The sequence below is a fragment of the Salinispora goodfellowii genome (assembly GCF_059570675.1).
The window spans coordinates 1-26,513 of the sequence record NZ_JCANTD010000038.1; the positions used below are offsets into that span (position 1 = coordinate 1).

The 26,513-nt window shown below is 67.8% G+C and carries 24 protein-coding genes and 5 pseudogenes; 18 read left to right on the top strand and 11 right to left on the bottom strand.

Annotated features, from left to right (window positions below):
• The coding region (locus T398_RS23350) for a helix-turn-helix domain-containing protein (protein WP_496450005.1) at positions 1–390 on the bottom strand (390 nt) is incomplete at its 3' end.
• A gap of 116 nt (positions 391–506) precedes the next feature.
• Positions 507–608: pseudogene (locus T398_RS23355) on the bottom strand (short-chain dehydrogenase); the annotation flags it as partial.
• A gap of 34 nt (positions 609–642) precedes the next feature.
• Here T398_RS23355 and T398_RS23360 point away from each other — a divergent pair.
• Positions 643–819: a hypothetical protein gene (locus tag T398_RS23360; protein WP_496450007.1), complete on the top strand. Its 177-nt coding sequence runs from the start codon at positions 643–645 to the stop codon at positions 817–819.
• A 911-nt stretch (positions 820–1,730) separates the two neighbouring features.
• Positions 1,731–2,537 carry an alpha/beta fold hydrolase gene (locus T398_RS23365; RefSeq protein ID WP_496450055.1) on the top strand — a complete coding sequence of 269 codons (807 nt, stop codon included), beginning with the start codon at positions 1,731–1,733 and terminating at the stop codon, positions 2,535–2,537.
• 120 nt (positions 2,538–2,657) lie between these two features.
• On the opposite strand, the gene T398_RS23370 is transcribed toward T398_RS23365, so the two are convergent.
• Together T398_RS23370 and T398_RS23375 are read right to left on the bottom strand one after the other, a co-directional pair.
• Positions 2,658–3,314, bottom strand: a complete 657-nt coding sequence (locus tag T398_RS23370) for an IS110 family transposase (RefSeq protein ID WP_496450056.1) — start codon at positions 3,312–3,314, stop codon at positions 2,658–2,660.
• A 671-nt stretch (positions 3,315–3,985) separates the two neighbouring features.
• Positions 3,986–4,756: an aminoglycoside phosphotransferase family protein gene (locus T398_RS23375; RefSeq protein WP_496450009.1), complete on the bottom strand. Its 771-nt coding sequence runs from the start codon at positions 4,754–4,756 to the stop codon at positions 3,986–3,988.
• A 166-nt stretch (positions 4,757–4,922) separates the two neighbouring features.
• On the opposite strand from T398_RS23375, the gene T398_RS23380 reads away from it, so the two are divergent.
• Positions 4,923–5,267, top strand: coding sequence for a DoxX family protein (locus T398_RS23380; protein ID WP_033661775.1), 345 nt, complete (start codon positions 4,923–4,925; stop codon positions 5,265–5,267).
• A gap of 79 nt (positions 5,268–5,346) precedes the next feature.
• Here the strand turns inward: T398_RS23380 and T398_RS23385 are convergent, their stop codons facing one another.
• Positions 5,347–7,254, bottom strand: coding sequence for a S9 family peptidase (locus tag T398_RS23385; protein WP_496450011.1), 1,908 nt, complete (start codon positions 7,252–7,254; stop codon positions 5,347–5,349).
• A gap of 335 nt (positions 7,255–7,589) precedes the next feature.
• Between T398_RS23385 and T398_RS23390 the strand changes: the two genes are divergently transcribed.
• The 8 genes and pseudogenes from T398_RS23390 (at position 7,590) to T398_RS23425 (ending at position 13,858) form a co-directional block, all read left to right on the top strand.
• Entirely contained in the window at positions 7,590–7,880 is a 291-nt protein-coding gene (locus T398_RS23390; RefSeq protein WP_496450012.1) for a hypothetical protein, read from the top strand.
• A complete protein-coding gene (locus T398_RS23395) occupies positions 7,874–9,490 on the top strand; it encodes an alpha/beta hydrolase (protein ID WP_496450014.1) in 1,617 nt (538 codons plus the stop codon). Before T398_RS23390 ends, T398_RS23395 begins: the two co-directional genes overlap by 7 nt.
• 86 nt (positions 9,491–9,576) lie before the next feature.
• The gene (locus T398_RS23400) at positions 9,577–10,002 is read left to right on the top strand and encodes a response regulator (RefSeq protein ID WP_496450016.1); all 426 of its coding nucleotides are present in this window, start codon (positions 9,577–9,579) and stop codon (positions 10,000–10,002) included.
• Between the two features lie 544 nt (positions 10,003–10,546).
• Positions 10,547–11,221 carry an alpha/beta fold hydrolase gene (locus T398_RS23405; protein WP_496450057.1) on the top strand — a complete coding sequence of 225 codons (675 nt, stop codon included), beginning with the start codon at positions 10,547–10,549 and terminating at the stop codon, positions 11,219–11,221.
• Between the two features lie 34 nt (positions 11,222–11,255).
• Positions 11,256–11,801 carry a DUF7010 family protein gene (locus T398_RS23410; protein WP_496450018.1) on the top strand — a complete coding sequence of 182 codons (546 nt, stop codon included), beginning with the start codon at positions 11,256–11,258 and terminating at the stop codon, positions 11,799–11,801.
• Between the two features lie 39 nt (positions 11,802–11,840).
• Positions 11,841–12,580 (top strand): annotated as a pseudogene (locus T398_RS23415) (S66 peptidase family protein); the annotation flags it as partial.
• A gap of 71 nt (positions 12,581–12,651) precedes the next feature.
• Positions 12,652–13,473 carry an SDR family oxidoreductase gene (locus T398_RS23420; protein WP_496450020.1) on the top strand — a complete coding sequence of 274 codons (822 nt, stop codon included), beginning with the start codon at positions 12,652–12,654 and terminating at the stop codon, positions 13,471–13,473.
• A gap of 127 nt (positions 13,474–13,600) precedes the next feature.
• Positions 13,601–13,858, top strand: coding sequence for a hypothetical protein (locus tag T398_RS23425; RefSeq protein WP_496450021.1), 258 nt, complete (start codon positions 13,601–13,603; stop codon positions 13,856–13,858).
• 232 nt (positions 13,859–14,090) lie between these two features.
• Here T398_RS23425 and T398_RS23430 read toward each other — a convergent pair whose 3' ends face one another.
• The gene (locus tag T398_RS23430) at positions 14,091–14,414 is read right to left on the bottom strand and encodes a hypothetical protein (RefSeq protein WP_496450023.1); all 324 of its coding nucleotides are present in this window, start codon (positions 14,412–14,414) and stop codon (positions 14,091–14,093) included.
• A 242-nt stretch (positions 14,415–14,656) separates the two neighbouring features.
• Here T398_RS23430 and T398_RS23435 point away from each other — a divergent pair, with 242 nt between their 5' ends.
• Positions 14,657–15,721, top strand: coding sequence for a DUF885 domain-containing protein (locus tag T398_RS23435; protein ID WP_496450025.1), 1,065 nt, complete (start codon positions 14,657–14,659; stop codon positions 15,719–15,721).
• Between the two features lie 335 nt (positions 15,722–16,056).
• On the opposite strand, the gene T398_RS23440 is transcribed toward T398_RS23435, so the two are convergent.
• Genes T398_RS23440 through T398_RS23455 form a run of 4 tightly spaced genes read right to left on the bottom strand, consistent with a single transcriptional unit; the run spans position 16,057 to position 19,531 of the window.
• Complete coding sequence (locus T398_RS23440) at positions 16,057–16,698, bottom strand: response regulator (RefSeq protein WP_496450027.1); 642 nt, start codon at positions 16,696–16,698, stop codon at positions 16,057–16,059.
• The gene (locus T398_RS23445; protein WP_496450028.1) at positions 16,691–17,899 is read right to left on the bottom strand and encodes a sensor histidine kinase; all 1,209 of its coding nucleotides are present in this window, start codon (positions 17,897–17,899) and stop codon (positions 16,691–16,693) included. Before T398_RS23445 ends, T398_RS23440 begins: the two co-directional genes overlap by 8 nt.
• 2 nt (positions 17,900–17,901) lie before the next feature.
• A complete protein-coding gene (locus tag T398_RS23450) occupies positions 17,902–18,597 on the bottom strand; it encodes an ABC transporter permease (protein ID WP_018215475.1) in 696 nt (231 codons plus the stop codon).
• Positions 18,598–18,628: 31 nt separating this feature from the next.
• Positions 18,629–19,531 (bottom strand): ABC transporter ATP-binding protein, encoded by a 903-nt coding sequence (locus T398_RS23455; RefSeq protein ID WP_496450030.1) that lies wholly within the window; start codon positions 19,529–19,531, stop codon positions 18,629–18,631.
• Positions 19,532–19,886: 355 nt separating this feature from the next.
• Between T398_RS23455 and T398_RS23460 the strand changes: the two are divergent.
• The 5 genes and pseudogenes from T398_RS23460 to T398_RS23480 all read left to right on the top strand — a co-directional run.
• Positions 19,887–20,045, top strand: a pseudogene (locus T398_RS23460) (DUF4158 domain-containing protein); the annotation flags it as partial.
• Positions 20,046–20,117: 72 nt separating this feature from the next.
• Positions 20,118–21,002, top strand: a pseudogene (locus T398_RS23465) (IS256 family transposase); the annotation flags it as partial.
• 10 nt (positions 21,003–21,012) lie between these two features.
• The gene (locus tag T398_RS23470) at positions 21,013–23,124 is read left to right on the top strand and encodes an ISAzo13 family transposase (protein WP_496450032.1); all 2,112 of its coding nucleotides are present in this window, start codon (positions 21,013–21,015) and stop codon (positions 23,122–23,124) included.
• Between the two features lie 3 nt (positions 23,125–23,127).
• Positions 23,128–23,589: pseudogene (locus tag T398_RS23475) on the top strand (transposase); the annotation flags it as partial.
• A gap of 203 nt (positions 23,590–23,792) precedes the next feature.
• Complete coding sequence (locus tag T398_RS23480) at positions 23,793–24,752, top strand: helix-turn-helix transcriptional regulator (protein WP_019033892.1); 960 nt, start codon at positions 23,793–23,795, stop codon at positions 24,750–24,752.
• On the opposite strand, the gene T398_RS23485 is transcribed toward T398_RS23480, so the two are convergent.
• On the bottom strand, positions 24,743–25,657 hold the full coding sequence (locus T398_RS23485) for an SDR family oxidoreductase (RefSeq protein ID WP_012015331.1): 915 nt from the start codon (positions 25,655–25,657) through the stop codon (positions 24,743–24,745). The two genes, T398_RS23480 and T398_RS23485, sit on opposite strands and share 10 nt — an antisense overlap.
• A 187-nt stretch (positions 25,658–25,844) precedes the next feature.
• Here T398_RS23485 and T398_RS23490 point away from each other — a divergent pair, with 187 nt between their 5' ends.
• The gene (locus T398_RS23490) at positions 25,845–26,432 is read left to right on the top strand and encodes a recombinase family protein (RefSeq protein WP_018256037.1); all 588 of its coding nucleotides are present in this window, start codon (positions 25,845–25,847) and stop codon (positions 26,430–26,432) included.
• Positions 26,433–26,513 lie beyond the last annotated feature (81 nt).

A 26,513-nucleotide genomic window follows, 5' to 3' on the forward strand; every position in this document is an offset into this window, starting at 1 on the left:
ACGGCGGGTCGCGTGCAGGCACAGGTGATCAGCGAGCTTGCGGATGCTCCACCGGGTGAACGGCCGCCCCAGTTTCTCGGGGCGGGTGGTGGCCGTCTCGACGATGAACTGTTCTTCGTCGCTACTGATCTGGCGGGGACGGCCACCCGCCCACTGAGGGTCCAGGCTGGCCATCCCCATCTCGTTGAACCGGTGGATGACCTGCCGGATCGTGTCCTCATCAGCTTGGACGAGACGGGCGATCGCCGGCACCGTGTTCCCACCAGCCGAAGCGAGCACGACCATCGCCCGCCGTAACCGGATCGGCGAGCCGGTACCTCTACGAGTGATCCTCAGCAACTGCTGACCCTCCAGGTCACTAAGCCGCCGAACACGAACAAGTTCTGCCACCGCCACAGCCTGACCGCAACGACACCGCCCGCCCAACAGGCCGGACGGCGTGTCGACCAACACCGTGAACGTTCGTGGTCACGGCACTAGCGCGCCGGGGCAGGTGTGGAGGGTTGCTATCGAATGCTTTCGGGTGCTGGGACGGCGTGCTCGGCGGCCCGGCTGACCTGTTCCCAGCTGGCCCAGGTGTCCATCCGGCGGTGGGAGAGGCTGGTAGCGGTGGGCGATTGATCCGGCAGGTGGTCAAGGCGGGTGGAGGACGCCTACGGGCCGGGGGTGGTGCCGCTGCCGGGCCGTTCGACGTTCTACAAGCTGATCGATGCATTGTCGACCGGGCGGCACACGTTCGGGTCGGCGGTGACCCGCCGGCAGACGGCGAACCGGCCGCGGGGGGGTGTTCACGCCGACGTTCGCCGCGCGGCCGGGTGAGCAGGTGCAGATCGACTCGACTCCGATCGACGTGATGGTGCTGCTGGAGTCGGGATGCCGGTGCGGGCAGACCCGGTCGCGATGGTCCGCCCGGACAGCTCCGCGTCGATGTAGCAGGTGACGCCGTCGCCGCTGCGGCGCGCAATCGGCCGGCTGGTGCGGGCGACGGCGGCGGCGTGCAGCTCGTCGACGTCGTCGGCGACCAGACGTACGCGCGTCGCTCAGAACGGGGCTGGGCCGGGCGTGCGGTCCCGTTCGGGGGTCGGCGGCTCCTGGCGTCGGCCAATTCCTGCGCCAGGTCGCGGGGCAGCAGTTCGGCCTGGCCGTTGACGTGGGTGCAGCCCGGCCGCTCGCAAGTGAACCCGCCGCCGGGAAGCCGGCGGTGGTACTGGTCGGGCACGGGTGCCGTTGGTATCGGTCATGATCTGATCCCCTTCTGAGGTGCGGCGCCAGCGAAGGCGAGCAGCATGATCGAATCGATCACAACGGCGATTGTCGAAGGCGGCTGAGCGTATCCAATCGTGCGGGCAACGGGTGGTCGACAGATCCGGTCGGGCTTCCCTCTGGTGGATCCGACCGCCCCATCGCCGTGGCGGACCGAGGAGTTCGAGGCCGGTCTGCTGTCTCGCGGCGAACTGCCGCGGGCGTTCTGGTAGAACGGGCCACCGCCCGGTGTGGACGTGTGCGGCGAGGGGTATGCGGTGGGCATCGACCTCAGCGCGGTAGGCGGCCGGTAGGCGGAGAGTGAAGCTATATCGCGTTGCTTCGATCAGAGGCCGATTGTAGAGTCCCGGCCCTGGAAGGGCGACCACCTGTTCCTGCTCGGATGCGTCCGTGGGCTCGCCGAATTTGTCTCAGCACGCCACGAAGAATCGATGAAAGGCCAACTTAACCTGATGGAATCTCGGCACGTGACCGTTCCTGGCGGTTCGCTCTTCACCAGCAGCGCCGGCGACCCGACTCGGCCCGCCGCCCTCCTCGTGCACTCCGGCATCGCGCACTCCCAGATGTGGCTTCCCCTGATGCGCGCGGTCGGCGACGAGTTCTTCACGGTCTCCTACGACTGTCGTTGTTTCGGTCGATCCACCACGTCGCTAGACGGCACCTACTCGGACCTGGCCGACCTGGCCGCCGTTCTCGATGCGTACGGCCTGGACAGCGCCGTCGTGATGGGAGAGTCGCGGGGGGCCAGGCTGGCCGTCGACTTCGCGCTCACCCAGCCGCAGCGGGTACGCGGCCTGTTCCTCCTGGCACCGGACATTGGCGGGTTCGACGCGCCGGTGGCCGACGACGAGCGGGAACTGGTCGCGGCGATTGGCGCGGCCGAGGACGCGTGGGAGGTCGAGGACATCATCGCCAACGAGGTCCGGTTACTGGTCGACGGCCCGGCCCGTGACCAGGCCGAGGGGCGCCAGGCGGTCCGCACGAGCGTGATCGAGATGTCCCGGGTGAACTACGCGCAGCAGAAGGACACCCCGGACTTCACCTCCGTCGAGCCGGCGGCGGCCACCCGGCTCTCCGACGTCACCTGCCCGGTACGAGTGCTCGTTGGTGAGGCCGACACCGCCGGGACGAAGGCGATGGCGGCCGCGCTCGAGAACGCCGTCCCGAAGGCCAGCCTCCTACGGGTGCCGGACACCGCGCACGCGCTCACCCTGGAGCGTCCCGAGGTCGTGGAGCGCGAGCTCCGCTCCTGGTTACGCGACTTCCGCCGATGACGGGTGGGCCGGGCCGGGTGCGGAATCTCCCGGCCTCGGCCGGCCGGCCACGTACCGTGCGGTCAATCCGTCGCCTGGTGCTGCGCCTGGCCCGGGAGAACACGACGTGGGGGTACCGCCCTACTCACGGCGAGCTTCTCGTCCTGGGTGTGGAGGTCGCGGCTTGCGCCGTCTGGGAGCGATCGCGTGGTCCGGGTGCTGGCGGAACGCTTCGCTGGCGGCTTCGGCGAGCTGTTCGACACTGGCGCATTCGACGTTCAGCGTCGCCAGCGGCGCCAGCGCCTGGATGCCCATGGCTTCCTCTACGACGGCCGGCTGGCGCAGTTGCGGACGGCGCAGTGCCTGCTGCAGTTCGGCGGCCAGGTCCTCGACGCCGCGCCGGCGGCCGCCGCGGCGTAGGGCGGCGGCGATCCGAGTTGTGGACAGCGTTGCAGCAGCTGCGGACGTGGATGCGATGGCCAGCACCACCGCGTCGGCATGGTCGGACTTCTTACCCGACACCGAATGCCGCTGCCGGTAACGAGCCACCGCCATCGGGTTGATCGAGTACACCCGCCGGCCGCTTGCGCGCAGCGCCGCTACCGGCAGCCCACGCGGAGTCTCGATCGCCATCGGGACCGGCTCGGCGGCGCCGTCACCGGTGGCGGCCAGCATCTCGACCAGCGTGGTGAATCCGTCCGTGTCGTCGCCGATACGACCCTTGGCGACCAGCCGACCGTGCTCGTCGACCACAGCGATGTCGTGATGCCGTTCTGACCAGTCGATGCCGCAGTACACCGCCAACTCCTACTCCCTTCTCGCCTGCCCATCGGGCATGCAACCCTGGCGGAAACGCGCGGCGCCCTAATGACGAGGCTCTGTGGCCTACCCTCCGATGAGCCGTTCGCGATCCCAGCGACCCGCACGGTCCCGGTCTTCGCAGTCAGAGCTCGTCGGCTCCCGGTATGCGAGGTGTTCGCCGTGCGGGCGGGCTACAACCACGAGCAACATCCTGCCCAAAGGGGCACGAGGTGGTCCGGCCCCGCCCAGATCCGCCGGTCTTGCACGAGACCTGACACGGTCCAGAGTGTGCGGGCGTGTGAGGGTGTCCGGCCAGGGCCAGCGGGCCGCGGCGCACAGCGCCCGCCGCGTGTCGACGCCGTCGACGCCGTCCTTGCGGTCCAGTCCAGGTCGACCACGTGCGAGGCGCGACAGGAGACACCGATGTTGGCGCCGGTGGGCCAGCCGGCGACCGCGGCCGGGTCGGTGGTGATCTGGTGGGCCAGCCCGGGGCGGCGCGCTTGGTGCCGGCCGGCAGTGGAACACCGCCAGGCCGTCTGCCAGCGCGTAGGCGAGGTCAGTCTTCATCGTCGACGTCGTCGTAGCAGGTGCACTCGTAGTGGTTCTGCATGTTGCCGCGACGGCGGCGGCGAACGCGTGCGCCTGGCGCTCCTTCTCCGGCACCCGCCTCAGTCCATGTCGAACGCGGCGCGCAGGGTGTCGCGGTGAGCGCGCACGTAGCTGATGTCCGCCTCGTAGAGGTCGGTGTGCCCGTCCGCGATGTGCTGCTGGAACGCCTCGTTGCCCCGGCTGGCCCGGTCGCGCATGAAGTCGATGAGCGCCTGCAGCCGGTCCGGAACGACGTCAATGATCTCGGCGCCGACCTGCGGCCCGTACGCGCGGCAGAAGCCGACGAGTCGACGTCCCTGCTCCGTCGGGTTGCCGAAACTCTCCGGGTTGCTCGGTGCCTGTAGCGGCGCGAAGCGGTAGCCGGCGTAGGCGATGTCCCAGACCCGGGGTCCGGGGTGAGCCGCGTCGAAGTCAATGAAGCCAACGGCAGCGCCGTCGCTGACCACGCAGTTGTACGGGGCGGCGTCGCCGTGGCACATGACCTCGGCCGGGTGCCGGGCGGGGAGCAGCCAGGGGTCGTCGGGGCGCGGACGGAACGAGGCGCTCGCGTCGTGCAGGGCCCGGAGCAGTTCGGCGGCGGTGGTGAGAAACGCGCGCGTACGCAGGTGCGGCGGAAGTGTCTCGGGAACCTCGCCGTCGACGAAGGTGAGGACCTCGTTGTTGTCGCTGTCGAAGCCACGTGGCTCCGGCGCGCCGTGGAAGCCGTGGTCGCGTAGATGCCGCAGGAGCCGATGGATGGCCGGCGCCGCCGGTGACGCCGGCCGGTGGACGACGTTACCGCGACGGCGTACCACGTTCACTCCGCCGCGGAAGTCCTGTCGAATCGTCATATGCTGCTCGCAATCAGCGGGATCAGGCCGGCTTTGGCCCGGTCATACCATGACGTGGGTAATACCAATGTGGATGCCTGTCGTCGCGCCCCTCGGCGGCACCTTAACCCGGTTCCGTCTCTGTTACGGTCGGCAGATCATCCGCCACTACCCAAAGGGAAGATCGTTGATCGTCGTCCTAACCCTGCTTCTCGCCGCGGTGATCCTGGCCGTGGCCGCACCGAAGGTCGCCGGCCAGGCCCAGATGCGGGAGCGGATGGCCCGCTTGGGGGTCTCCCCCGCCCGCACCCGGACGATCGGCGACCTTGAGGTCCTCGCGGTGGCCGGCCTGCTGCTGGGCCTGCTCTGGTGGCCGATCGCCGTCGCTGCCGCGGTCGGTTTGACCCTGCTGCTGATCGGGGCAGCGGGCTACCACGCCCGCGCGAAGGACCCGATCCCGGTCGTCCTGGTCCCCGTGGTGTTCGCGCTCGCCACCGCCGCGCTGGCCGTCCTGCACATCCTGAACGCCTGATCTCCGAAACGCCGCCGGTGCCGCCCGGGTCCGTACAGCTCGCCCTGCCCCGACCCGGACGGTACTCGCGGCGCGCACGTCACCGTTGCGGGCAGAGCCAGTGGTCGAACCAGGCGCGCGTGCGGTGTAGGACGTCGAGTTGGTGGGCGCGCTCACGGATGGCGTGGCCCTCCCTCGGATAGATCACGAACTCGTGCTCAACGCCAAAGTGGCGTAGCGCCCGGTGGAGATACACGGCCTGGCCGAGCGGGACGTTGGTGTCCTCGGCGCCGTGCATTATCAGCACCGGGGTGCGGATGCGGCTGGCGAAGGAGATCGGGCTGACCGCGTCATGTGGGTGTGGTCCGATGCCGGACCAGCCGGTGCTGCCGCCGAGTGCGGCCTCGAACTGGCCGTTCTCCCCGGTCGCGGCGAGCATGCCCCAGTCGGTGACGCCGGCGCCGACCAATGCGGCGCGGAACCGGTCGGTCTGGCCGACGGCCCAGGCGGACATGAAGCCGCCGTGGCTCGTACCGGCGATGCCCAGCCGATCGGGGTCGGCGACGCCCTGGTCGATGAGCAGGTCGATGCCGGTGAGAATGTCGGTCCACTCCTCCCGGCCGACCCGGCCCGCCACGCGGGCGGCGAACTCGTGGCCGTGGCCCTGCCCACCACGCGGATTGGGCAGGAACACCGCGTAGCCGGCGGTGGCCAACCATTGGCCGCTGGGGAACCAGAACAACTGGCAGCGGTCGGCGTGCCGGTCATATGGCCCCCCGTGCACGATCGTGACCAGCGGGAACGGCCCGTCGGCCGTGGTCTTTCCCGCCGGGAGCACGAGCAGGCCGTCCAGAGCGAGACCGTCGGCGGCGTGGTAGGTCAGTGGTTGCTGCGTGCCCAGCGGGATCCCGGCCAGTTCCGGACGGGTGTCGGTGACTTTCCGCAGCGGCCCGGCCGGTGACCCGAAGTAGACGTTGGTGAGTTGATACCGGCTGCCGGTCAGCGCGGCGACCTCCGCGCCGGTGCGGGTGGCGGTGAGGCCATCGAGACGTCCCCGGTGCTGGGACAGGGGTGTGAGTTCGTTGGGGTCGAGCCGGGCCAGGGTGGCGTTCAGGCCGTCGGCGAACACCACCAGTGCGGCGGCGTCGGTTTGGCACAGTTCGGTGGGGCACATCGACAGCCCGGCGGTGCGGTTCCGCACGACTCGAGTGCCCAGGGCAAGGTCGAACACGGCGCTACCGGCCTGTAGGCCCGGTGGAGTGAGGGCGAGGTATCCGAGGTGCCAACCGTCCTCCGCCGGCCACCACGCCAGCGAGCGCGCGTCGGCGGCGACCGGCCCAAGGTCCTCCGCGATCCCGGTGCGGTAGTCGAACAGGTGCAGCCGGGCGGTGCGGGGACCGTGGTCGTTGTCGGCACTGGCCTGCGTGAGTACGGCGAGCGGGCCGCCGTCCGGTCGTTGTCGCAGTTCGACGACGTGCCGATCGCCGCACACATTCGGCGTGCTGACCCGGCCGGTGTCGAGGTCGAGCAGTCGCAGTCTGGTCCGTGGCTCCCCCACCCCGACGACGACAGCGTCGTCGCGGTCCCGGACGCGGCGCTCGTCCTCCTCGGTCGGTTCATCCTGCGCGAGCAGGGCGACCTGCGTGCCGTCGGCGAGGGGCAGATGATCGGTGATACCGGCCCGCCAACCGGTCAACCCGGTCACGGCGCCGTCAGCGAGAGTGAGCCGGTACAACTGCGGGACACCGCGCTCGGCGCGGTCGGACAGGAAGAACAGCGTGCCCGCGTCCGTGGACCAGCGCGGCTGGGACTCCGTCGCGGTGTCCGCGGTCACCCGGCGTGCCGAGCCGCTACCGCCGACGTCGACCAGCCACAACTCGGTGTCGAGGTGGTCGCCGACTTGGCTGGTGGGAGCCAGCACGTAACACATCGTACGGCCGTTCGGGGCGAGCGCCGGCGTCTGTGGGGCACGACCATCCACCACGAGTTCAGCGGTCAGAGCTTTCATGCGACCAGCTTGCCGCCTGGTCGGCCGTCGGCCACCGCACCGGTCGGTGCGGTGAAGTCGAACCGGAACGTCACGGTCTCGCCGGCAGCCAGTGCAGCTGACGCCGTGCACCCGGCCCTCATCCTCAGGATTCATGATCGGCGTATGAGCACTCTGAGGGGTATGACTTGTGGGAGGTATAGAAGGTTTTGGATCATCGCTCATGCTGAACCGGCGGGAGCGGACCCCGCCGGTGGCAGGCGGTGAGTACTCGATCTACGGCGGATTCCTTGTGTCTGTGTGCGTGTTGCTACCCTGCGTCGCTGGGGAGGTGGCTCTTGTCTGATGAGGTACGCGTGGATCCGTTGGCGCTCGATTCGCAGGCGCGGGTGGCGGAGGACGTAGCGGTGGCCCTGGAGCATGACGTGATTGATGTGGAGCCAGAGTCGGTCCACGCCGCGCAGGATTTGTCGGAGTGGCGGACTGGCCGAGCAGTCGAGGATCTGGTGTGGTTTTGGCGTGCCGATTTGAAGAAGCTGACCGGGCAGGTGAACGGTGTTGCCGAAGGGCTACGCCAGTGCGCTCGTGACTACCGGCATACGGACACGGCTAGTGCGGATTACTTCCGGTCGGTGGCCGGGTGGTGACGTTCGCCGCGCTGCGGGATACGCGGTTGGAGTCGTTGAGTGAGGCTGCGCAGACGTGGCGCGATTTGGCCCGTCAGCTGGGCGACCTGGAACGTCGCGTTGTGGTGAAGCTGGAGGGCCCGCTGCGAGGGTCCGGGTGGTCGGGTCCTGCGTCCGAGGCGGCGTTTCGCCGGGTCGACAGCGTTGAGGACCAGTTCGAGCTATCGGCGTTACAGTCGAAGCTAGCCGCCGCTGTGCTGGGTCGGGCGGCGGAGGAACTGTGCGACGTACAGCGGCGTCTGCATGCCGCCTTGGACGCGATGCCGTTGCTGCGGTTGAGCGTTGACGACAACGGTCGGGTCGACGCTGGTGTGACACAGGAGTGGCAGCGTCATACGGAAGAGGGCCGTGCCGACCGGCAGCGTCAGTACGAAAACGCCCGTATCTACGGAAAGCTGATAGACGACCTGATCGTGGAGGCCACCGAGCGCGATGCCGACTTCCAGAAGGCGTTGTCGCGGCTGCAACCCGACTCGCCGGGTGTGAACGACGTGTTCGAGTGGAAGGACGCTGTTCTTGACGCTGAGCGGATCGGGGGTCTGCTTGGCGTGGATGAGGCGGCCATTCCTGGGCGGGGAGCGAGTTCGTCCGAGGCTCGGGAGTGGTGGTCGGGCCTCACCGATGACCAGCGTCAGCTATATCTGACCGCACACCCCGAGCGGCTCGGCGCGCTCGACGGTCTGCCAGCGGCGGCGCGAGACGAGGCCAACCGGTTGGCCTTGCGAGCGCATCTGGCCTCCCTTGCGTATGCGTCAATGAGCAGCGAGCAGGGGTATCGGGAAACGGAGCGCCTGACGAACCTGCTGGACCGGCTGGAAAGCTCCGAGTATGGGCCACCAGAGCAGCGGCTCTTGCTGCTGGGACTAAACAACGCCGGTGATGGGCAGGCGATCGTTTCGGTCGGTGACCCCGACAGAGCCCGACACACCGCTGTGGTGGTACCCGGCGTTGGTACCGAGCTAGACGGCATGCGCGGGCAGATCAACCGCGCAGCCGAGCTACAGGGAGCGGCGTCGCGACTCGCAGGCCCGACAGGTGGACCGGTGTCGGTCGTCGCGTGGCTCGGCTACGACACGCCAGGGCTGGACGGCAGCGCGGTCAGTCACCGGCTGTCGAAGGAAGGCGGTGTCGTCTTGGATAGCTTCGTCAACGGACTACACACCGCCCACGTCGGGGGTGCGAGCCACGTCACTGCTGTCGGTCACAGCTACGGCAGCACAGTGGTCGGAGAGGCAGCCCGACAAGGTGACGGCCTTGCGGTCACCGACATCGTGGTAGCGGGAAGTCCTGGCATGCACGTCAGCTCTGCCAGCGAATTGAACATGGACACCCGCCATGTGTGGGCGGGGGCGGCCTCCGACGATGCGATCTCGGGCACGGCCGGCGGCATCTGGGGTATACACGACGAGGAGCCGACCGATCCGGACTTCGGAGCGAACCGCTTCCACGTCGATACGCCCGGGCACAGCGGCTACTGGGAACCGGGCAGTCAGAGTCTGAACAACCAAGCCCGCATTATCGTCGGCCTGTACGCCGACGTGTCCCTTGACCACGGGAGCGCACCGCGTTGAGGAAGCAAGCCGCGGTAGCGGCATGTCTCGCACTCGTTCTCACCAGCTGCACCGGACAAGAGCCAGCCGAAAGGAACGGCGCCATCGTGCGGACCCAGCCCAAGGTCGACCTCGAACAAGCCACCCGACGTCACATCTCCACCGTGATCACCGCCGTCAACGCCGGAACACCAGACGCCAACACGCCCCAACTGCTTGCGGTGCCCTGCAACGGCCCAAGCGGCGAAACGGCGACCGACGGCATGTACTACGTCAGCGGGCAGACCACCATCACCGCACCCGCAGACCAACACCGCCACCTCGTCACCCAAGCCCGAGACACCCTCGAGAGGCAGGGCTACACGGTCACCTCGTACCGCGACCTTCCCGGACCCACCGGCGCCGAAGCGATCCTGTCCGACCCCAGTGACGGCACAGTGATCACACTGGCCAGCTCAGGCGATCGAGTATGGCTGGCACTGCTCGTCAGGTCCGCTTGTGTCCTTCCACCTGACGGCAACTACCCCGGCTGACGTCGTGTGTCCGGCGCCCCGCCCCCGACCCTGCGGGCCGGGCCACCGCTGACCGCCCACCTGCGCGAACTACACCTGGAACCGTGAGCAGAACCTGACCCTCGCCACGTTGCGGCAGACCCCACCGGCGCCCTGCACACCCGTTCGCCGCGATCCTCCTCCTGCTCTACGCCCAGCCCTTCGGCCGCATTCTGCGTCTGACCATTGACGACTTCGATACCAGCGGACACGACGTCCTTCTACGCCTAGGCGACTCGCCGACGCCGGTCCCGGAACCGGTCGCAGGGCCGGCCAGCCCCTCACCCTCGACACGATCGCCCTGCTCATCCGGGACCTCGGCGTCCCCACCTGACTGCAACGCGCCGGACATGGCGACCAGGCGGAACCGTCAGGTGCTGTCGGGTGCCAGACCTGTGTATGGACGGCCTAGAGTCGGCTGCGCTGATGCGCCAGCAGAAAAGCTCGGACTCGCTACTCGGGCCCTTCGCTCCGTCGACAGTCAACGTCCTCTGGCTACAGTGGGTGGATGATCGATTCGGTGGACGTGGGTGAGGTCAGCGTCAGCTACCAACTGGTCGGGAATCCGGCCGGGCAACCCGTGGTGCTCCTGCACGGCCTGGGTGACCGTGGGCCGGGTTGGATGCCTGTGCTGGAAGAGCTGGCTACCACCTTCCAGGTGTTCGTGCTGGACCTGCGGGGGCACGGGAACAGCAGCCGACCCGGTACATACTCGTTCGAGTTGATGCGCGACGACGTACTCGGCTTCTTGAATGCGGTGGGGTTGACCCGCGCTGCGCTGGTCGGGCACTCCATGGGGGCGGTGGTGGCGATGTTGGTGGCGCAGGCAGCCCCGGACCGGGTCATACAGCTGGTGTTGGAGGACGCGACCGTGCCCCGGCCCGGAGATCTGTACCGGCCGCCGCGGGTCGCACCGGATGAGCCGATACCGTGTGACATTGCGGTGGTCAACGCGATCCGGGCGCAACTGACCGATCCGGATCCGGCCTGGTGGGAGGGGACGGAGACGGTCAGGCAACCGACGCTGATAGTTGACGGGGCCAGCAGTGGCGACCGGCAGGCATTGCTGGTGGCAACGGCGGCACGGATGCCGAACGCCAGGGTGGTCACGATCATCGCCGGCCATCACGTGCACCGAGACCAGCCGGCCAGGTTCCTGGAGGCGGTCGTGCCGTTCCTGCGGCACCACAGCACAACCTGACTCTGACGACCGACCGGTCCGGAGGCGTTGAGCCATGGATGTCGAGGAGTACACGCGAGTACTGGCCGCGGCGAACCGATACGGGTGGGCGTTCCTGGCCGCGTACGGGAGCACCTGGCTCGTCGCCGCGATGGCGTGGGCGAAGGCCAGTGCGCGGGCCGCCGCCATCGTCACGCTCTTCCAGGGCATGGTCGCGCTGCCGGTGGCCCTGGCGTTGACACTCCTGACCCCCGGCCCACCCCCACCCCACCATGCCGCCCTCGAATCGCTCTCGGTGACAGTGGCCACTGGTCAGCTGCTCGGCCTCCCGGTCGTCATCTTTCTGGTCCTGAGTAGGCGATACACCTTGGTGCCGCTGGGCCTGGTCATCCTGCTGGTCGTGCACTTCGCGCCCTATTCGTGGCTCTACGGAACCCCGCTCTACGTGGTGCTGGGCGCCGCCATTTCGCTCGCCGCCGCGCTCGTCAGCCGCCACGCGGAACGCGAAGGCGGCCCCGGCCCGACCGTCGGCGCGCACCGAACCTGCCTGTCGACCGGGCTTGTCCTGCTTAGCGGGGCAGCGGTCGCACTGGCCCTCTGACTCGGACGGCGGCACCGGGAACGCCAGGCGGACGACATCGCCGACCCGAAACCGTTCCTTGGCACCAGCGACAACACCAACCTGCACCACTGGCTGTGGGGCTTGGCATCGCCAGCTTCTACGGCGGGTCCACCCAGGTCCACCTCGGAGCCGGTCCGGGCGTGGACGACATTCACGCCCGATCCCTACGGGCGGCCCTACTGACCGGGGAGACCTTGGAAATCACCGATCCCGGCGAATCCGAGGACGTCGGAATCGCCTGGGCCGACCCGCGAGCCCTGAAACACTTCGGCGAGCGGGAACCTACCGAGCCATGGACCTGGCACGGCCCTAGACGCACAGTCACCGGCACAGCCTGGGGCGGTTGCCTCGAGGTCATCGAATGGATCCTGGGTGCCGGGCGCTTCCCGCCTTCGCCCGGCATCCTGGACGGCGGGGTACTGATCATCGAGACCTCGGAGCAACTCCTACCTGCCCGAAAGGTTGCATGGATCGTCCGTACCCTCGGCGAACGCGGCATTCTCGGCGGGGTCGACGCGGTCCTGGTGGCCCGCCCTCCGGTCTCGGACTTTGCCCACCGTCCCGCAGCTGCAGACCGAAAGCTGCTGCGCAACCAGCAACGCGATGCGATCGTGGACGTGGTGACGCGCTACAACCCGCAGGCCGTCATCTGTGTCGGCATCCCCTTCGGCCACACGCGACCTCAGTGGATCTTGCCACACGGCGGCACCATCAGCGTAGATGGCTGCGAACGCCGAGTCCGCGCCAATTACCGATAGTTTTCGGCACCTTGAGCCGACTTCACGTAGCCGCGGAGCTGGCGCGATGAGTTGACGTATGGTGCGTAGCCATGACTGGGCGAATCTTAATCACAGGAGCCACTGGTCACCTGGGAGCACGAGTAGCCGAGCGTGCGACAGATGCGGGCTGGTCAGTCATAGGCACATACCTGCGGGCCGCGAGCGACCTCGCCGGAGCGCAGGTGGACATTCGGGACGCCGCAGCGGTTTGTAACCTGGTACGACAGGTTCGTCCCGAAGCGGTGATCCACACTGCTGCCGGGCGGGACGATTGGCGGGCCATCGCTGATGGCGCCGCACACGTCGCCGCTGCCGCTGCCGATCAGGGCAGCCGCTTGGTGCACGTCTCCAGTGATGCGGTGTTCTCTGGCCGGGAGGTCGACTACGACGAGGCCGCACCACCCGACCCGGTCTACCGGTATGGAGCCGCGAAGGCGGCGGCGGAGACAGCGGTCGCCGCTGTTGATCCCACTGCGGCCGTGGTGCGTACATCGTTGATCCACGGCCACGGCCGGGGACAACACGAGGTTCTTACTCGTGACCTGATTGCCGGCAGGGTCCAGGGCGCGCTGTTCACCGACATGATCCGAAAGCCGATACACGTCGACGACCTTGCCGACGCACTGCTTGAGCTAGCCACCAGCAGCTACGGAGGTGTCCTCAATGTTGCCGGCCCCGATGTCATCAGCCGCTACGACCTTGGCATTCTGGTTGCCCGTCGCATGGGTCTCGACCCGGCCCGGATCCCCGTGGCCACGATCGCGGAGTCGGGTCTGCGCGTAGCGGCAGATGTGCGGTTGAACACCGAGAAGGCTGTTTCGATCTTGGCTACCCGTCTCCGTGCCGTCCAGGAGTCAGTCTCCAGCGATTGATCACGAAGGCTGGACAACCAGGGTCGGAATGGGCCGTCCTAACCGACAACGGTGGCGCCCGAAAGGTGCCAGTGCACGTGCCGACAACCTCCCTGCCGGCGAGCCCGCATTCGGCTAGCGTGGGCCTATGGATCCGGCGCCTGAGCAGCAGGACAACTGGGTGCCAGACCTACGTACCCTGCGGTGGGCTGCCGCGCAGGTCGACGCCGAAATACTCGCTGCGGCGATCGCGCACGACGTCCCGCTACGGACCAACGTCCCAGCCGGCCTGACGCAAGAACTCTGGCGCGTGGCCGCCGATGCGGCGTACGAGGCCACCTGGTGGCCGGTCCTGCAAGCCGCGCAACGCCTTCGGAGCGTACCCGGCCAAACAGCCGAGAGTTAAACGCGTAGTCACTGACCGTCCCTATGATTCGTGGCTTTACGGAAGCCCGCTCTCCATGGTGCTGGGGCTATGACCTCGCTCGCCGCCGCGCCGAGCGCGAAGGCGGCCCCGGCCCGATCGTCGGCGCGCACCGAACATGCCTGTCGACCAGGCTTTTCCTGCTGAGCGGGGCAGCGGTCGCACTGGCCCTCTGACTCGGCGGGCGGTACTGGCCGGTTCGGGTGGACGCCGGCTACCACCGGATCCATGGTCCAGCTGCTACGACAGAATTGCCGCCATGATCGAGGAGTTCGCGGATCGACTGCTGTCTGAGATGACCGGCCTTGATCCCTGCACGGCGGTCGTCGAGGCGGGCGAGCAGGATGTCGACCGGCTTACCGACTACGGCCCGAAGGGGCACCAGGCCCGCGCCGACCTCGCAGTTCGCGCCCTGCGCGAACTCCAGATCTTGGGTTCCGGCCTGCCGACTGCGGCCCCGCTGCGCGCCCACCTCGCCGAACGGCTGCATACCCGGATCGCTCTGCACGAAGCCGGGGAGGACCTGCGCGAACTGCACACAGCGGCCACCGGTCCGCTCCAGCGATCCGCCAGGCCGTCGAGGCCGCGGCACCGAGGGCGCGGACTTCGAGGAGGGTTGGGCTCGGGTCGGCGCGCGCCTGGCCACGATCCCCGCAGCCCTGGACGGGTACGCCTGCAGCCTCCTACTCGCCGCGGAGCGCGGCAACCTGCCGGCGCGGCGTCAGGTGGAGCTCGTCATCCAACGCTGCCGCAGCTGGATCGACCACGATATTGCCCTGGTTGACCGCTACGGCGAAGGTCCGCGGGCGTCTTTGCAGGCCGCAGCGACGGGCGGCGTACCAGAAGCTGGCCGAGATGCTGACCGCGGACCTGGCACCGCGCGCTGTTGCCGATGAGGCGTTCGGTCAGCAGCGGTACGCGCTCTGGGTGCGTACCTTCCTCGCAGCCCAGCCCGACCTGCGTGAGCTGTACGACTGGGGCTGGGACGAGTTCCGAACGGTAGAGGCAGAGCTGATCACGGAAGCGAAGACCCTGGGTGGGAGTGTGCCCGAGGTGCTTGCCGAGCTTGCCGGCCCCAACGCGCCCGGCACGCTGCACAGCAGGGAGGCGTTCGGCGCGTGGCTGCAGGAGCTCTTGGAGACGGCCATGGAGGGGCTGGACGGCGTGCACTTCGACATTCCGGCCCCGCTGCGTCGCATCGAGTCGCGGTTGACCACGTCGTCCGGCGTCGCCTATATCGGGCCATCGCGGGACCTGGCGCGGCCTGGCCGGGTCTGGTGGTCCCTACCGGAGGGCGCGACGACTTTCCCGACCTGGATCGCCTACAACACCGCCTATCACGAGGGCGTCCCCGGCCATCATCTTCACCTCGGCTCCGAGGTGTTACGGGGTGGTCTCGGGCAGCGGCTGAACCTGCTTGGTGGCCTCTCCGCCGGCCAGGAGGGCTGGGCCCTCTACGCGGAGCGGTTCATGGACGAGCTCGGGCTCTACGAACAACCGGGTGCGCGGCTGGGACATCTGTTCATGCAGCTCCTGCGGGCGGCCCGGGTGGTGCTCGACATCGGCCTGCACCTGCGGCTGCCGGTGCCATTCGGTGATCGAGCGGTGTGGACGCCGGATGCCGCGCTGGCGCTGCTGCGCGACCGCTGTCACCAGGGGCCGTACGCGTTGGCCGAGCTCGGACGATACCTGGGCCGGCCCGGTCAGGCGCTGGCCTACAAGGCGGGCGAGCGGGTGTGGCTGGCTGGCCGCTCGTCCTTCCCCGGCGACCGGCGCGCATACCACCGGCACGCGCTGGAGCTGGGTTCGCTGGGCCTGGACCAGTTGACCGCCGCCCTCCAGTAGGTTGACCGTATGCCACCGGGCCAGCCACCTGAAGTGGTCCTACCGGAATGAGGCTGACGGTTCCGCGCAAGGTAACACTTCGCGCGACAAGTTGGTGAAACGGAGAGTATGCATGCCCTGGTACGTCACCGTCGCACTTGTCAGCATGCTGATCTCCATTGCGACACTGCTGTCATACACCCAGGGCGAGAGACGTACACCGCGTCTCGTCGGGGTCGCGGCGGTGGCGCTGCCCCTCGCTTATGTGGGTGCTCTCGCCGCCTGGGCGATCACGGAGGGTTAGCTTCCTTGGTTGGTGGCAGCTGTGGCCTGGGCACCGGCCGCTGGGGCTGAGCTCAGCCCCTGTCCACAGTGAGGAGGCCCCGGCGGAACGCCTCGCCGACCGCCGCGGCACGGTCGTTGACGTCGAGCTTGGCGTAGACGTGCAGCAGGTGGCTCTTCACAGTTGCTTCGCTGATGAACAGCTTCCTGGCAGCTTCACGGTTGGTGGTGCCTTTCGCGATGAGGGTCAGGACTTCCAGCTCTCGAGCGCTGAGCGCGTTGACCGGGGTGCGCACCTGACCGAGTAGCCGGGTGGCGACGGACGGGGACAGCACCGCCTCGCCACGTGCGGCCGCGTGGATCGCGTGCGCGAGTTCATCGCGGCCGGTGTCCTTGAGTAGGTAGCCCGTGGCGCCGGCCTCGATGGCGGGCAGCACGTCACGGTCGGTGTCGTACGTGGTCAAAACGAGGATACGGGCCGTTACGCCCACCCTGGTCAGCTCCAGGATCGCGGCTACGCCATCCATTCCGGGCATCCGCAGGTCCATGAGGATCACGTCCGGACCCAACGCGCGGGCAAGGTCCACGGCCTGCGCGCCGTTGGCGGCCTCGCCAAGTACCTCGAACTGCGGGTCGCCGTCCAACATCCCGCGGATGCCACCCCGGACGATGGGGTGATCATCAACGATGAGTAGCCGGATCGGCGGTTCAATCACGGGCCACCGCCGGGACACTGGCCGAGATCGCTGTGCCGGCGCCCAGCGCCGACTCAATCTCCAGGGTGCCCGCGAGGCGGTCCACCCGCCTGCGCATCGAGTTGAGGCCGAAACCACCACCGTCGCGGACCTGCGTCGGGTCGAATCCGGCACCATCGTCACGCACATCCAGCATGGTGACATCCTCCATGTACGAGAGGGTGAGTGAGACCCGGGACGCGTCGGCGTGTTTGGCCGCATTGGCCAACGCCTCCTGCGCGGTACGCAGCAGCGTCTCCTCGATCTCTGGATGCATGCGCCGGACCGTACCAGTGACGGTGAACGTGGCGGCCATCTCGTTGTGCTCCCCCCACTCGGTGATGACTGCCCGCAGCGCCTGGTCCAGCGGCGCCGCCGCCAGATGTCCGGGGCCGACCGCATGTACAGATCGACGGGCCTCGGTGAGGCTGTCGCGGGCCAGCCGGACGGCGATGTCCACGTGTCGCTGCCAGTCCTCGGCCCGCCGCGCCGCCTGTAGCTGAGTGATGATGCCGGTCAGGCCCTGGCCGAGCGTGTCGTGAATCTCGGCGGCCATCCGCTGCCGCTCGTCCAGGACGCCCGCCTCACGAGCCTGGATCAGCAGTTGGGCCTGTAGGCCGGCGTTCTCTCGCATGGTGTCTTGGAGCTGTTTGACCATGCGGGTGCGCTCGGCGCTGCGTTCCCGGGTGATGTCACCAATGAAGCTAAACATCGCGACCCCACCCACGATCGCCGCGGTGAAGAACAGGAACGTGAGGACGCTGGCCGGGGTGGCCTCGGGCGGCCCGCCGATGCAGGTCAGGACGCTGATCGCCGCAGTAGCGCTCACCCCGACGAAGCGCCAACGGCCTCGTAGGTAACACCACGAGTGTAGGTAGCCGACGAAGCCGAAGAACGGCGCGAACCAGGTCCCCTGCGTGCACAGCAGGCCGATCAACGCCACCAGCCCGGCGACGTACGCGGGGCCACGCGGCACCAGCCACAGCCAGCCGGCCGCGGCCGCGGCCAACGCGAGCATCGGCCATGGCCGTTCCCCTGTCACCAGGCACAGAGCGACGGCGACCGCCAGCAGCACGTAGGGCGCCAGGGCCAGCTGCCGTTCCTGCAGCCGCTCCCACCGTTCCAGCCGTTCCGGCCGCTCCCACCGTTCCGGCCGCTCCCACCGTTCCGGCCGCTCCGTCATGGTCACTCCCAACGAAAGAACCTGGCCGCCGCGGCGCTGATCGCCACAGCATAGGCAGCGAGGACCGCGAGCAGGACCGGGCTGGGCGTGGTGTCCGTCCACAGCTGGTGCATGCTCTGTCGAAAGGCGCCAAGCGGTGTGTACTCGCCGACGCGGGCGAGTAGTTTCGGCATTTGGTCGGTGGGTTGCATGAGCCCGGCGAGGTAGGCCATCGGGAAGTACAGCAACACACCGAGGCCGTTGGCGGTCCGGCCGCTGCGGGCGAGTGCGGCGATGAGCAGGCCGACGGCGAACATGGCCCCGGTGCCGAGCAGGAACGTCACCGCGATTTGCCCCACGGCGGTGGGCAGATCAGCGTTGAGGACGGTACCGGCGATCGCGATCAGTAGCGCACCCGTGGTCAGCGTCAGGACCAGCTGCAGAATGACCTGGACGGCGAGCAGGTTCGCGGGCCGGACCGGCGTGGTGGACATCCGACGTAGGATGCCTCGCTCGCGGTAGGTGGCCAGGGTCGTCGGCAGTAGGTACAGCCCCACCAGTCCCACGGCGATCGCCAACGCCATCGGTAGGAGAACGGTGTCGCCGGGCTCGATAGAACTGCCGAACGCCAGCAGGATGAACAGCGGAATCAGCAGCGTGAAGATCGCCCCAGGCTCCCTGGCCAGCAGCTTCACTTCGACGACGGCAAGCTTGCCCATAATCGCCTTCCTTTGTCGGTTCGAAACAGGGCTAGTCGAAGGGCTGGCCGGTCAGGGCGATGAACGCGTCGTCGAGGGTGCGCCTGTCGATGCGCAGGTCGCTGACCAGTACGTGGTCACGGGCGAGTTGGGCGGTGACGGCGGCCGCGAAGTCACCCCGGCCGGTCACGACGATGTAGTCCCCGTTCCTGGTCACCCGGACCACCCCGGGCAGGCCGGCCACGTCGGCCAGGTCACCGGCCATGAGCGTGAACCGCATCTCGTACTCGGCGTCGATCTCGGCCACAATGCCGGACGGGGTGTCCAGTGTGACGATGCGGCCCTGGTCGAAGATGGCGGCACGGTCGCACAGCTCCTCGACCTCGTCCATGTAGTGGCTGACCAGAACGACGGTCACACCGGTCGCGCGAATCTGCTTGATCAGAGCCCAGGTGGCGCGGCGGGCCTGTGGGTCCAGGCCGGTGGTCAGCTCGTCCAGGAACACCACACGTGGGTCGCCCACCAACGCCAGCGCGATAAACAGCCGCTGCCGCTGCCCTCCGGACAGCTTGCCGAACCGGGCATCGCGTTTGTCTTCCAGCCCCCATTGCTGCAGTAGTTCCCGCCAGTCACAGGGTTTCGCGTAGAACGAGGCGTACAGGTCCAGTGCCTCCCACACCTTCAGGTTGTCCGGCAGCTGCGTGTCCTGGAGTTGGACGCCGGTCTGCTCGCACAGTGTGCCCCGGTTCTCGATCGGATCGAGGCCGAGCACCCGGATCGATCCACCGTCGGGCCGGCGCAGACCCTCCACACACTCCACAGCGGTGGTCTTGCCGGCACCGTTCGGGCCGAGAATGCCGAAGATCTCGCCCTCCTCGACACTGAACGACACCCCGTCCAGCACCATCAGATCCGCGTACCGCTTGCGAAGATCCCTGACTTCGATGACTGCCACGCACCAAGGATCTGCGCCCGGCGCCGCGTCCGAATCGGTCCGCCGGCCAGATGGGCCCCTGGATTCTGATGATCCAAAAATCCGCCACCTGGTTGATGGCTTCCCGTGGGTTGAGCTGAGCCGAAGGGTGGGTTCACCGGGAACCGTCAGCGCTGGTTCGCCGGAGACTCGGGCAGCCGAGTTTGGGGTGCAGCCAAGGTACGGCGGAAACCGGCAATAGGGTGAGCGGTCCTTTGGCTTTGCGCTGGTGAGGGCCGGTATCTCGGAGCTGATCGATGCCGGTCTTCGACTTTGTTGATCTTTTGGTACGTTCCCGATCCGTCCGGGTTGATCTTTACGGGTCTGGGGTTGTGACGTGACGTCGATCGAGCGGACCGCGTATCCGCGGTTCAAGCGGTTTCTGTCGGCCCGGGAATTGCACGTGTTCTACACGCCGCAGCCGGAGGAGATCGCGTGGACGAGCGGGCTGGTGCGCTCGGACAGTCATCTGCTGGCGTTCATGGTGCAGCTGAAGTGGGGAGTGTGGATCTAACGGTGTTTCCGGCCTGACTTGCCAGGCGTTGTGCCTGGTGAGGAGGGTGCCGTGATGACCGCGACACTGAACGATCAGACCGGACGTAAGAAGCGGCCCGAGTCGACAGCGGAGGCGAAAGCCGCCGTCGAGTTGGTCCGAGCCGCCAAGGAACAAGGGCTGTCGTTGACGGGCCCGGACGGGCTGCTCAAGCAGCTGACCAAGACGGTCCTGGAGACCGCGTTGAACGAGGAGATGACTGAGCACCTCGGCTACGAAAAGCACGACCAGGCCGGTGTCGGGTCGGGCAACATCCGTAACGGCACTCGGTCGAAGACGGTGTTGACCGACGGCAACGGCCCGGTGCAGATCGATGTGCCGCGGGACCGGGCGGGCACGTTCGAGCCGCAGATCGTCCGTAAGCGGCAGCGGCGCCTGTCGGGGGTCGACGAGGTCGTGTTGTCGCTGTATGCCAAAGGCCTCACGACCGGGGAGATCAGCGCGCACTTCGCCGAGATTTACGGGGCTTCGGTGTCGAAGGAGACGATCTCCCGGATCACCGACAAGGTGCTCGAGGAGATGGCGGATTGGTCGCACCGGCCCCTGGACGAGATGTACGCCGCGGTGTTCATCGACGCCATCGTGGTCAAGGTCCGTGACGGGCAGGTCGCCAACCGGCCGTTCTATGCCGCGATCGGCGTCACCCTCGACGGCGACAAGGACATCCTCGGTCTGTGGGCCGGCGCAGGTGGTGAGGGCGCGAAGTTCTGGATGAGCGTGCTCACCGACCTACGCAACCGCGGCGTCAAGGACGTGTTCTTCCTCGTCTGCGACGGGTTGAAGGGCCTGCCCGAGGTCGTGACGAACGTGTGGCCCCGCACGGTGGTGCAGACCTGCGTGATCCATCGGATCCGTCAAAGAACAACCTGTTGCTTCCCGTTGGTGTCCTCGTTGGACTATAGTGGCTATTTTGGATGTCTTGCGCGGTCAGCTCGCGGCGCGGCTCGACGCGTTGCTGCCTCATCTGAATGAACGGCAACGGCGGCTGCTGCTCGGGGTCGAGGCTCGGCTGCTCGGTCACGGCGGGATCCGGGCGGTGGCGCTGGTCGCGGAGGTCAGCGAGACCACGGTCCGTCGGGGTATGTCCGAACTGGGGGCCGGTGCCGTCGCGCTGCCGGTTGGAAGGATCCGTCAGGCTGGCGGCGGCCGCAGCCGCGTTGAGGAGCGTGATCCGGGGCTGGTGCCGGCGTTGCTCGGGCTAGTGGAGCCGGACGAGCGGGGCGACCCGTGCTCGCCGCTGCGGTGGACGACGAAGTCGCTACGTAATCTGGCTGCCGAACTGGGCCGGCAGGGCAGAACGGTGTCGGCGATGACGGTCAGGCGGCTGTTGAAGGCCAACGGGTTCAGCCTGCAAGGCACCGCCAAGACCCTGGAAGGCGCTCAGCATCCCGACCGGGACGCCCAGTTCCGTTATCTCAACGACCAGGTCAAAGACCATCAGGCCGCTGGGCAGCCGGTGATCAGCGTGGACGCGAAGAAGAAGGAACAGGTGGGGCTGCTGCCGATGGCCGGCCGGCAGTGGCGTCCGTCCGGAGAGCCGATCCAGGTCGAAGACCACAGCTTCTTCGCCGGCCCACGAGTGGACACGGTAATCCCCTACGGAATCTACGACATGACCACGAACACCGGCTGGGTCAACGTCGGCCTCGACCACGACGTCGCCGCGTTCGCGGTCGCCTCGATCCGCGCCTGGTGGCACGCCCGAGGTCGCCTCGACTACCCGCACGCCACACGCCTGCTGATCACCGCGGACGCCGGAGGGTCGAACAGCTACCGCTACCGGCTCTGGAAAGCCGAACTGGCCGCGTTCGCCGCTGAAACGGGCCTGACCGTCACGGTCTGCCACTTCCCACCGGGCACCTCGAAGTGGAACAAGATCGAACACCGCCTGTTCTCCCACATCACCACCAACTGGCGAGGCCGTCCCCTGACCAGCCACGAAGTCGTCCTCAACACGATCGCCGCCACCACGACCCAGACCGGGCTGCGGGTCGAGGCGGTCCTCGACCATGGCACCTACCCCACCGGCGTGGCAGTCAGCCGCGACCAACTGCAGGCCCTGCCAATCACCCCGCACTCCGAGCACGGCCAGTGGAACTACAGCATCGCCCCGACCGGCAGCAGGGCCGGCATCACGCCGCCACGCGCCGACCAACGCGCCGTGGCCAGGGCTCAAACCCTGCAACTGCTCGCCGACCCGAAACTGACCGGCATGAGCACCACGGAGTTGGACGCACTGCGAACCCGGCTCGCACCGGCCCAGGCAGCCCGCAGCGAACAACACCGCTACGTGCTGCGCGGCGGCCGGCGCGTGGCCACCACCGGCCGCAGCCGATCGCTGCTCCGCGACGCCGACGAGGTCCTGCTCACCGTCCTCTACCTGTGGCAAGTCTGCCCGCAGAAAGTGCTCTGCGACCTGCTCGGCATCAACCCGGTCACGATCGGCCAGGCCATCAAGGCCACCCGCCAGCTCATCGACGAACAGAGGATCAGCATCACCCCGACCGTCGTGCGCTACTTCACCCGAGCTGAGGACCTACGTGCCTGGATCACCAACGCCGGACCCGCCGAGCACCCGCCCACGCTGCCAGCCCGCTACCGGCTGACCGACCCACAGCTGACCGGAATGAGCCGCGAAGCACTGCACGGCCTACTCGAAGAACTGATCATTCCCTACGCCGCCGCGATCGAAGAACGCCGCCACCGCCAACGCGGCGGCGATCGACGGCTGGGCACCCGTGCCGGGGTCTTCCGACAGAAGATCACCGACAGCGACCGGATCCTCGCCACGATTCTCTACCGACGACGAGTCTGCGGCCTCGACACCCTCGCCGAACTGTTCGACGTCTGCCGCAACACCCTCCGCAACGCCATCAACGACGTCCTACCCATCCTCGACGACCGCCGCATCACCATCACCCCCGCTGAGCATCGACACGCCACCTCCACCGACCTTCTTGCCTCTGTCGAGCATCCATCAGCAGCAGACCGGAAGACCGAGAATCGACAGGTTGTTCTTTGACGGGTCCATCTGATCCGCAACACCTTCCGGCTCACCTCCCGCAAGTACTGGGACGAGATCAAACGCGACATCAAGCCGATCTACACCGCCGTCAACGCCGACGCCGCCCGAGCGGCGTTCGACGACCTGGCCGACAAGTGGCGCGGCCGGTATCCGGCGGTGATCCGCTTGTGGGACAACGCCTGGGCGGAGTTCATCCCGTTCCTCGACTACGACCTGGAGATCCGCAAGGTCATCTGCTCGACCAACACGATCGAGTCGCTCAACGCCCGCTACCGGCGGGCGGTCAAGGCCCGCGGCCACTTCCCCAACGAGCAGGCCGCGTTGAAGTGTCTGTACCTGGTGACTCGCTCCCTGGACCCCACCGGAGCAGGCAGAACCCGATGGACGATGCGCGGGAAACCCGCGTTGAACGCCTTCGCCATCACCTTCAGCGACCGCTTCCCAGCCGCTGAAACCTACTAACCAAGATCGCCGGAAACACCGCTAGCGAGACAGCCCCGGTGACGGTCGCCGAATGAGCTCGGTGGTGCCCGGCGGCCGCTGCGTGATCCTGACGCGGGCGGGGAGGACTGGTCCCCTGATGGCTCGCCGCCCTCAAGTCTGGGCGTGCTGGGTGGGCGAGGTGTCGGGTGTTGGCTTGTACGGCCAAGATTGCGGATGTGCGTATGTCCCGGCTGTTCTCGATGGTGCTGCTGCTGCAGGCGCGGGGAGCTATGACCGCAGCGGAGTTGGCGGGTGAAGTAGGCGTCTCAGAACGGACTGTCTACCGCGACATCATCGCATTGGCCGCTGCGGGGGTGCCGGTCTACGCCGAACAGGGACGACACGGCGGCTACCGACTGGTCGATGGCTACCGCACCCGGCTAACCGGACTCAGCCGGGCTGAGGCTGAGGCATTGTTTCTGCTCGGTCTGTACGGCCCGGCGCGAGACATGGGACTCGGCGATGTGCTGGCCACCGCCCAGCTCAAGGTCAGCGCGGCGCTGCCAGCCGAGTTGCGTGATGCGGCGGCGCAGGCGGCGCAACGCTTCCACCTCGATGTGCCGGGGTGGTTTCACGACAGCGACCCGCCGCCTGCGCTGAGCGTCTTGGTCCGCGCGGTGTGGCAGGACCTGACGGTGATCCTTCGTTACCATCGACATGACGAGGTGACGCGCACCGTGCAGCCCTACGGCGTGGTCCTCAAGGCGGGGATCTGGTACCTCGTCGCGCGGGTCGGCGCGGACCTGCGGGTATACCGCGTCGACCGAGTCGTAGGCGTCGAGGTCACTGATCAGCGGTTCGTCCGCGAGGAGTCTTTTGACCTGCCGGCAGTGTGGGCTGAACGGGCGGCGCAGTTCGTCCGCGGGATGCTCGCCGAGCAGGTGACGGTACGACTGAGTCAGGCCGGGCTGCGGGCGTTACGGTTCGCCGTCGAGCCGCCCGCGGTGCAGGCGGCCACCGCCGCGGCGGGCGGACCCGACGAACAGGGCTGGGTGGTCACTCGCCTGCCCGTCGAGTCCGCCGAGGTCGCCTACGACCAGCTGCTACGCCTGGGCCCGGAAGTGGAGGTGCTGGCGCCTCAGCCGTTGCGCGAGCAGATGCGGGTTGCGGCACAGCGGCTGGCCGACTTGTATCAGCGGTAGCCGGTGACGTCCGCCGGCTTGCCGGCGTCCTGGACCTCGACCAGGTACCGCCAGCAGTCCGGGCGACTACCGTCGAGATCAGTGAAGCCGTAGACCTGAGCCAGCTGCCCGCTGGACAGCGACTGCCCGTTCCACCGGGCGATGTCCGGGTCGGCCGCGAGCGCGGCGACCGCCCGGCCGACGAAGGCGGGGCTCTCCGAAATCGCGAAGTGAGGTTCGGTGGCCGTGGCGTCGTACCAGTTGGCCTCGGTGACCCCGAAGTGCTCCAGCATGATCTCCGAACGCATCCAGCCCGGCGTCAGGGCCACCGCGGTGGCACCGAACGAGGCCAGCTCCTGAGCCTGGGCGAACGCCATGCGCAGCACCGAGGTCTTGGCCAGGTCGTAGAAGAACGACACCCGGTAGTTCGTACGGTTGTACTCCGCGGTGCCGTCGGTCATCTCGACTACCAAGCCACCCGGTCGGCGGATCAGCAATGGCAGCGCGAAGTGGCTGGTGATGACGTGGGTATCGACCGCCAGCCGCAAGATGTGCAGGCCGGTTTCCAGGGGGTGTTCCCACAGCTTCTGGTCCCAGCTGAACAACAGCTCCGCACCCCAGATGTTGTTGACCAGGATGTCCAGGCACCCCTGCTCAGCATCGACGCGCTCCACCAGCGCACGCACCTGCTCCGCGACGAGGTGATCGATCTGGACAGCGATCCCCCTACCACCGGCCGCAGTCACCAGCTCAGCAGTCTCCTCGATCGTCTCCGACCGGTCCATCTCCGATCGATGCGCGCGGGTACTGCGGCCGGTGGCATACACCGTCGCCCCGCGGGCACCAAGCTGCACGGCAATCTGGCGCCCCGCACCGCGAGTCGCCCCAGCTACCACAGCAACCTTGCCTGCCAAATCAAGATCCATGACGGAGACCTTGACAGAAAAACCTGACGGGACATGTCAGCCTTTCATAGTCGCTCCTGACGGTGAACGCTAACGTTCGTTCGCGATACACCCTGGCGGCATGGACGTTCGCCCAGGCCGGCCTTGTAACACAACCCGTGTCCGCGCCTTCGTAACGCTTTCAGAGGTTCGCGATACAGTCAGGGTCATGCGGATCGGCTACGGGCGGGTCTCCACCCGCGACCAGAACCCCAACGCCCAACACGACGCGCTCACCGCGGCCGGCTGCGAACAGATTTACGTCGACAAGGCGTCCGGCAAACTCGCCCGCCGCCCCGAGCTCGACAAGGCGCTGCTGGTCGCCCACCGACCCGGCGACCAACTCGTGGTCACCAAGCTGGACCGGCTCGGCCGCTCGCTGGAGAACCTCATCGACCTGTCCGCCCAGTTGCAGGATCGCAACGTCGACCTGGTCGTGCTCGACCAGAACATCGACACGTCCACCGCGATGGGCCGGATGTTCTTCCAAATCCTCGGCTCGATAGCCGAGTTCGAGCACGCGCTGATGTCCGAACGCACCCTCGACGGCTTGGCCGCCGCCCGGGCCCGCGGTCGCACCGGCGGGCAGAAACCCAAACTGACCCCGCGTCAGGCAAAAATCGCCCAGCAGATGTATGAGGAGACCGGACCCGACGGACGCCGGGTACACACCGTCGAGCAGATCGCCGCCGAGTTCGGCGTCACCCGGCCCACCATCTACCGTCACCTGGCCAAGCTGCCCGCCGAAGCCATCTGAACAGCGGAAACCATAAGCAGAGCGCAGGTTACCGCCCCTTGCGGCCGCACCTTGGCGCTCACCCCATCAAGGCGCGTTACC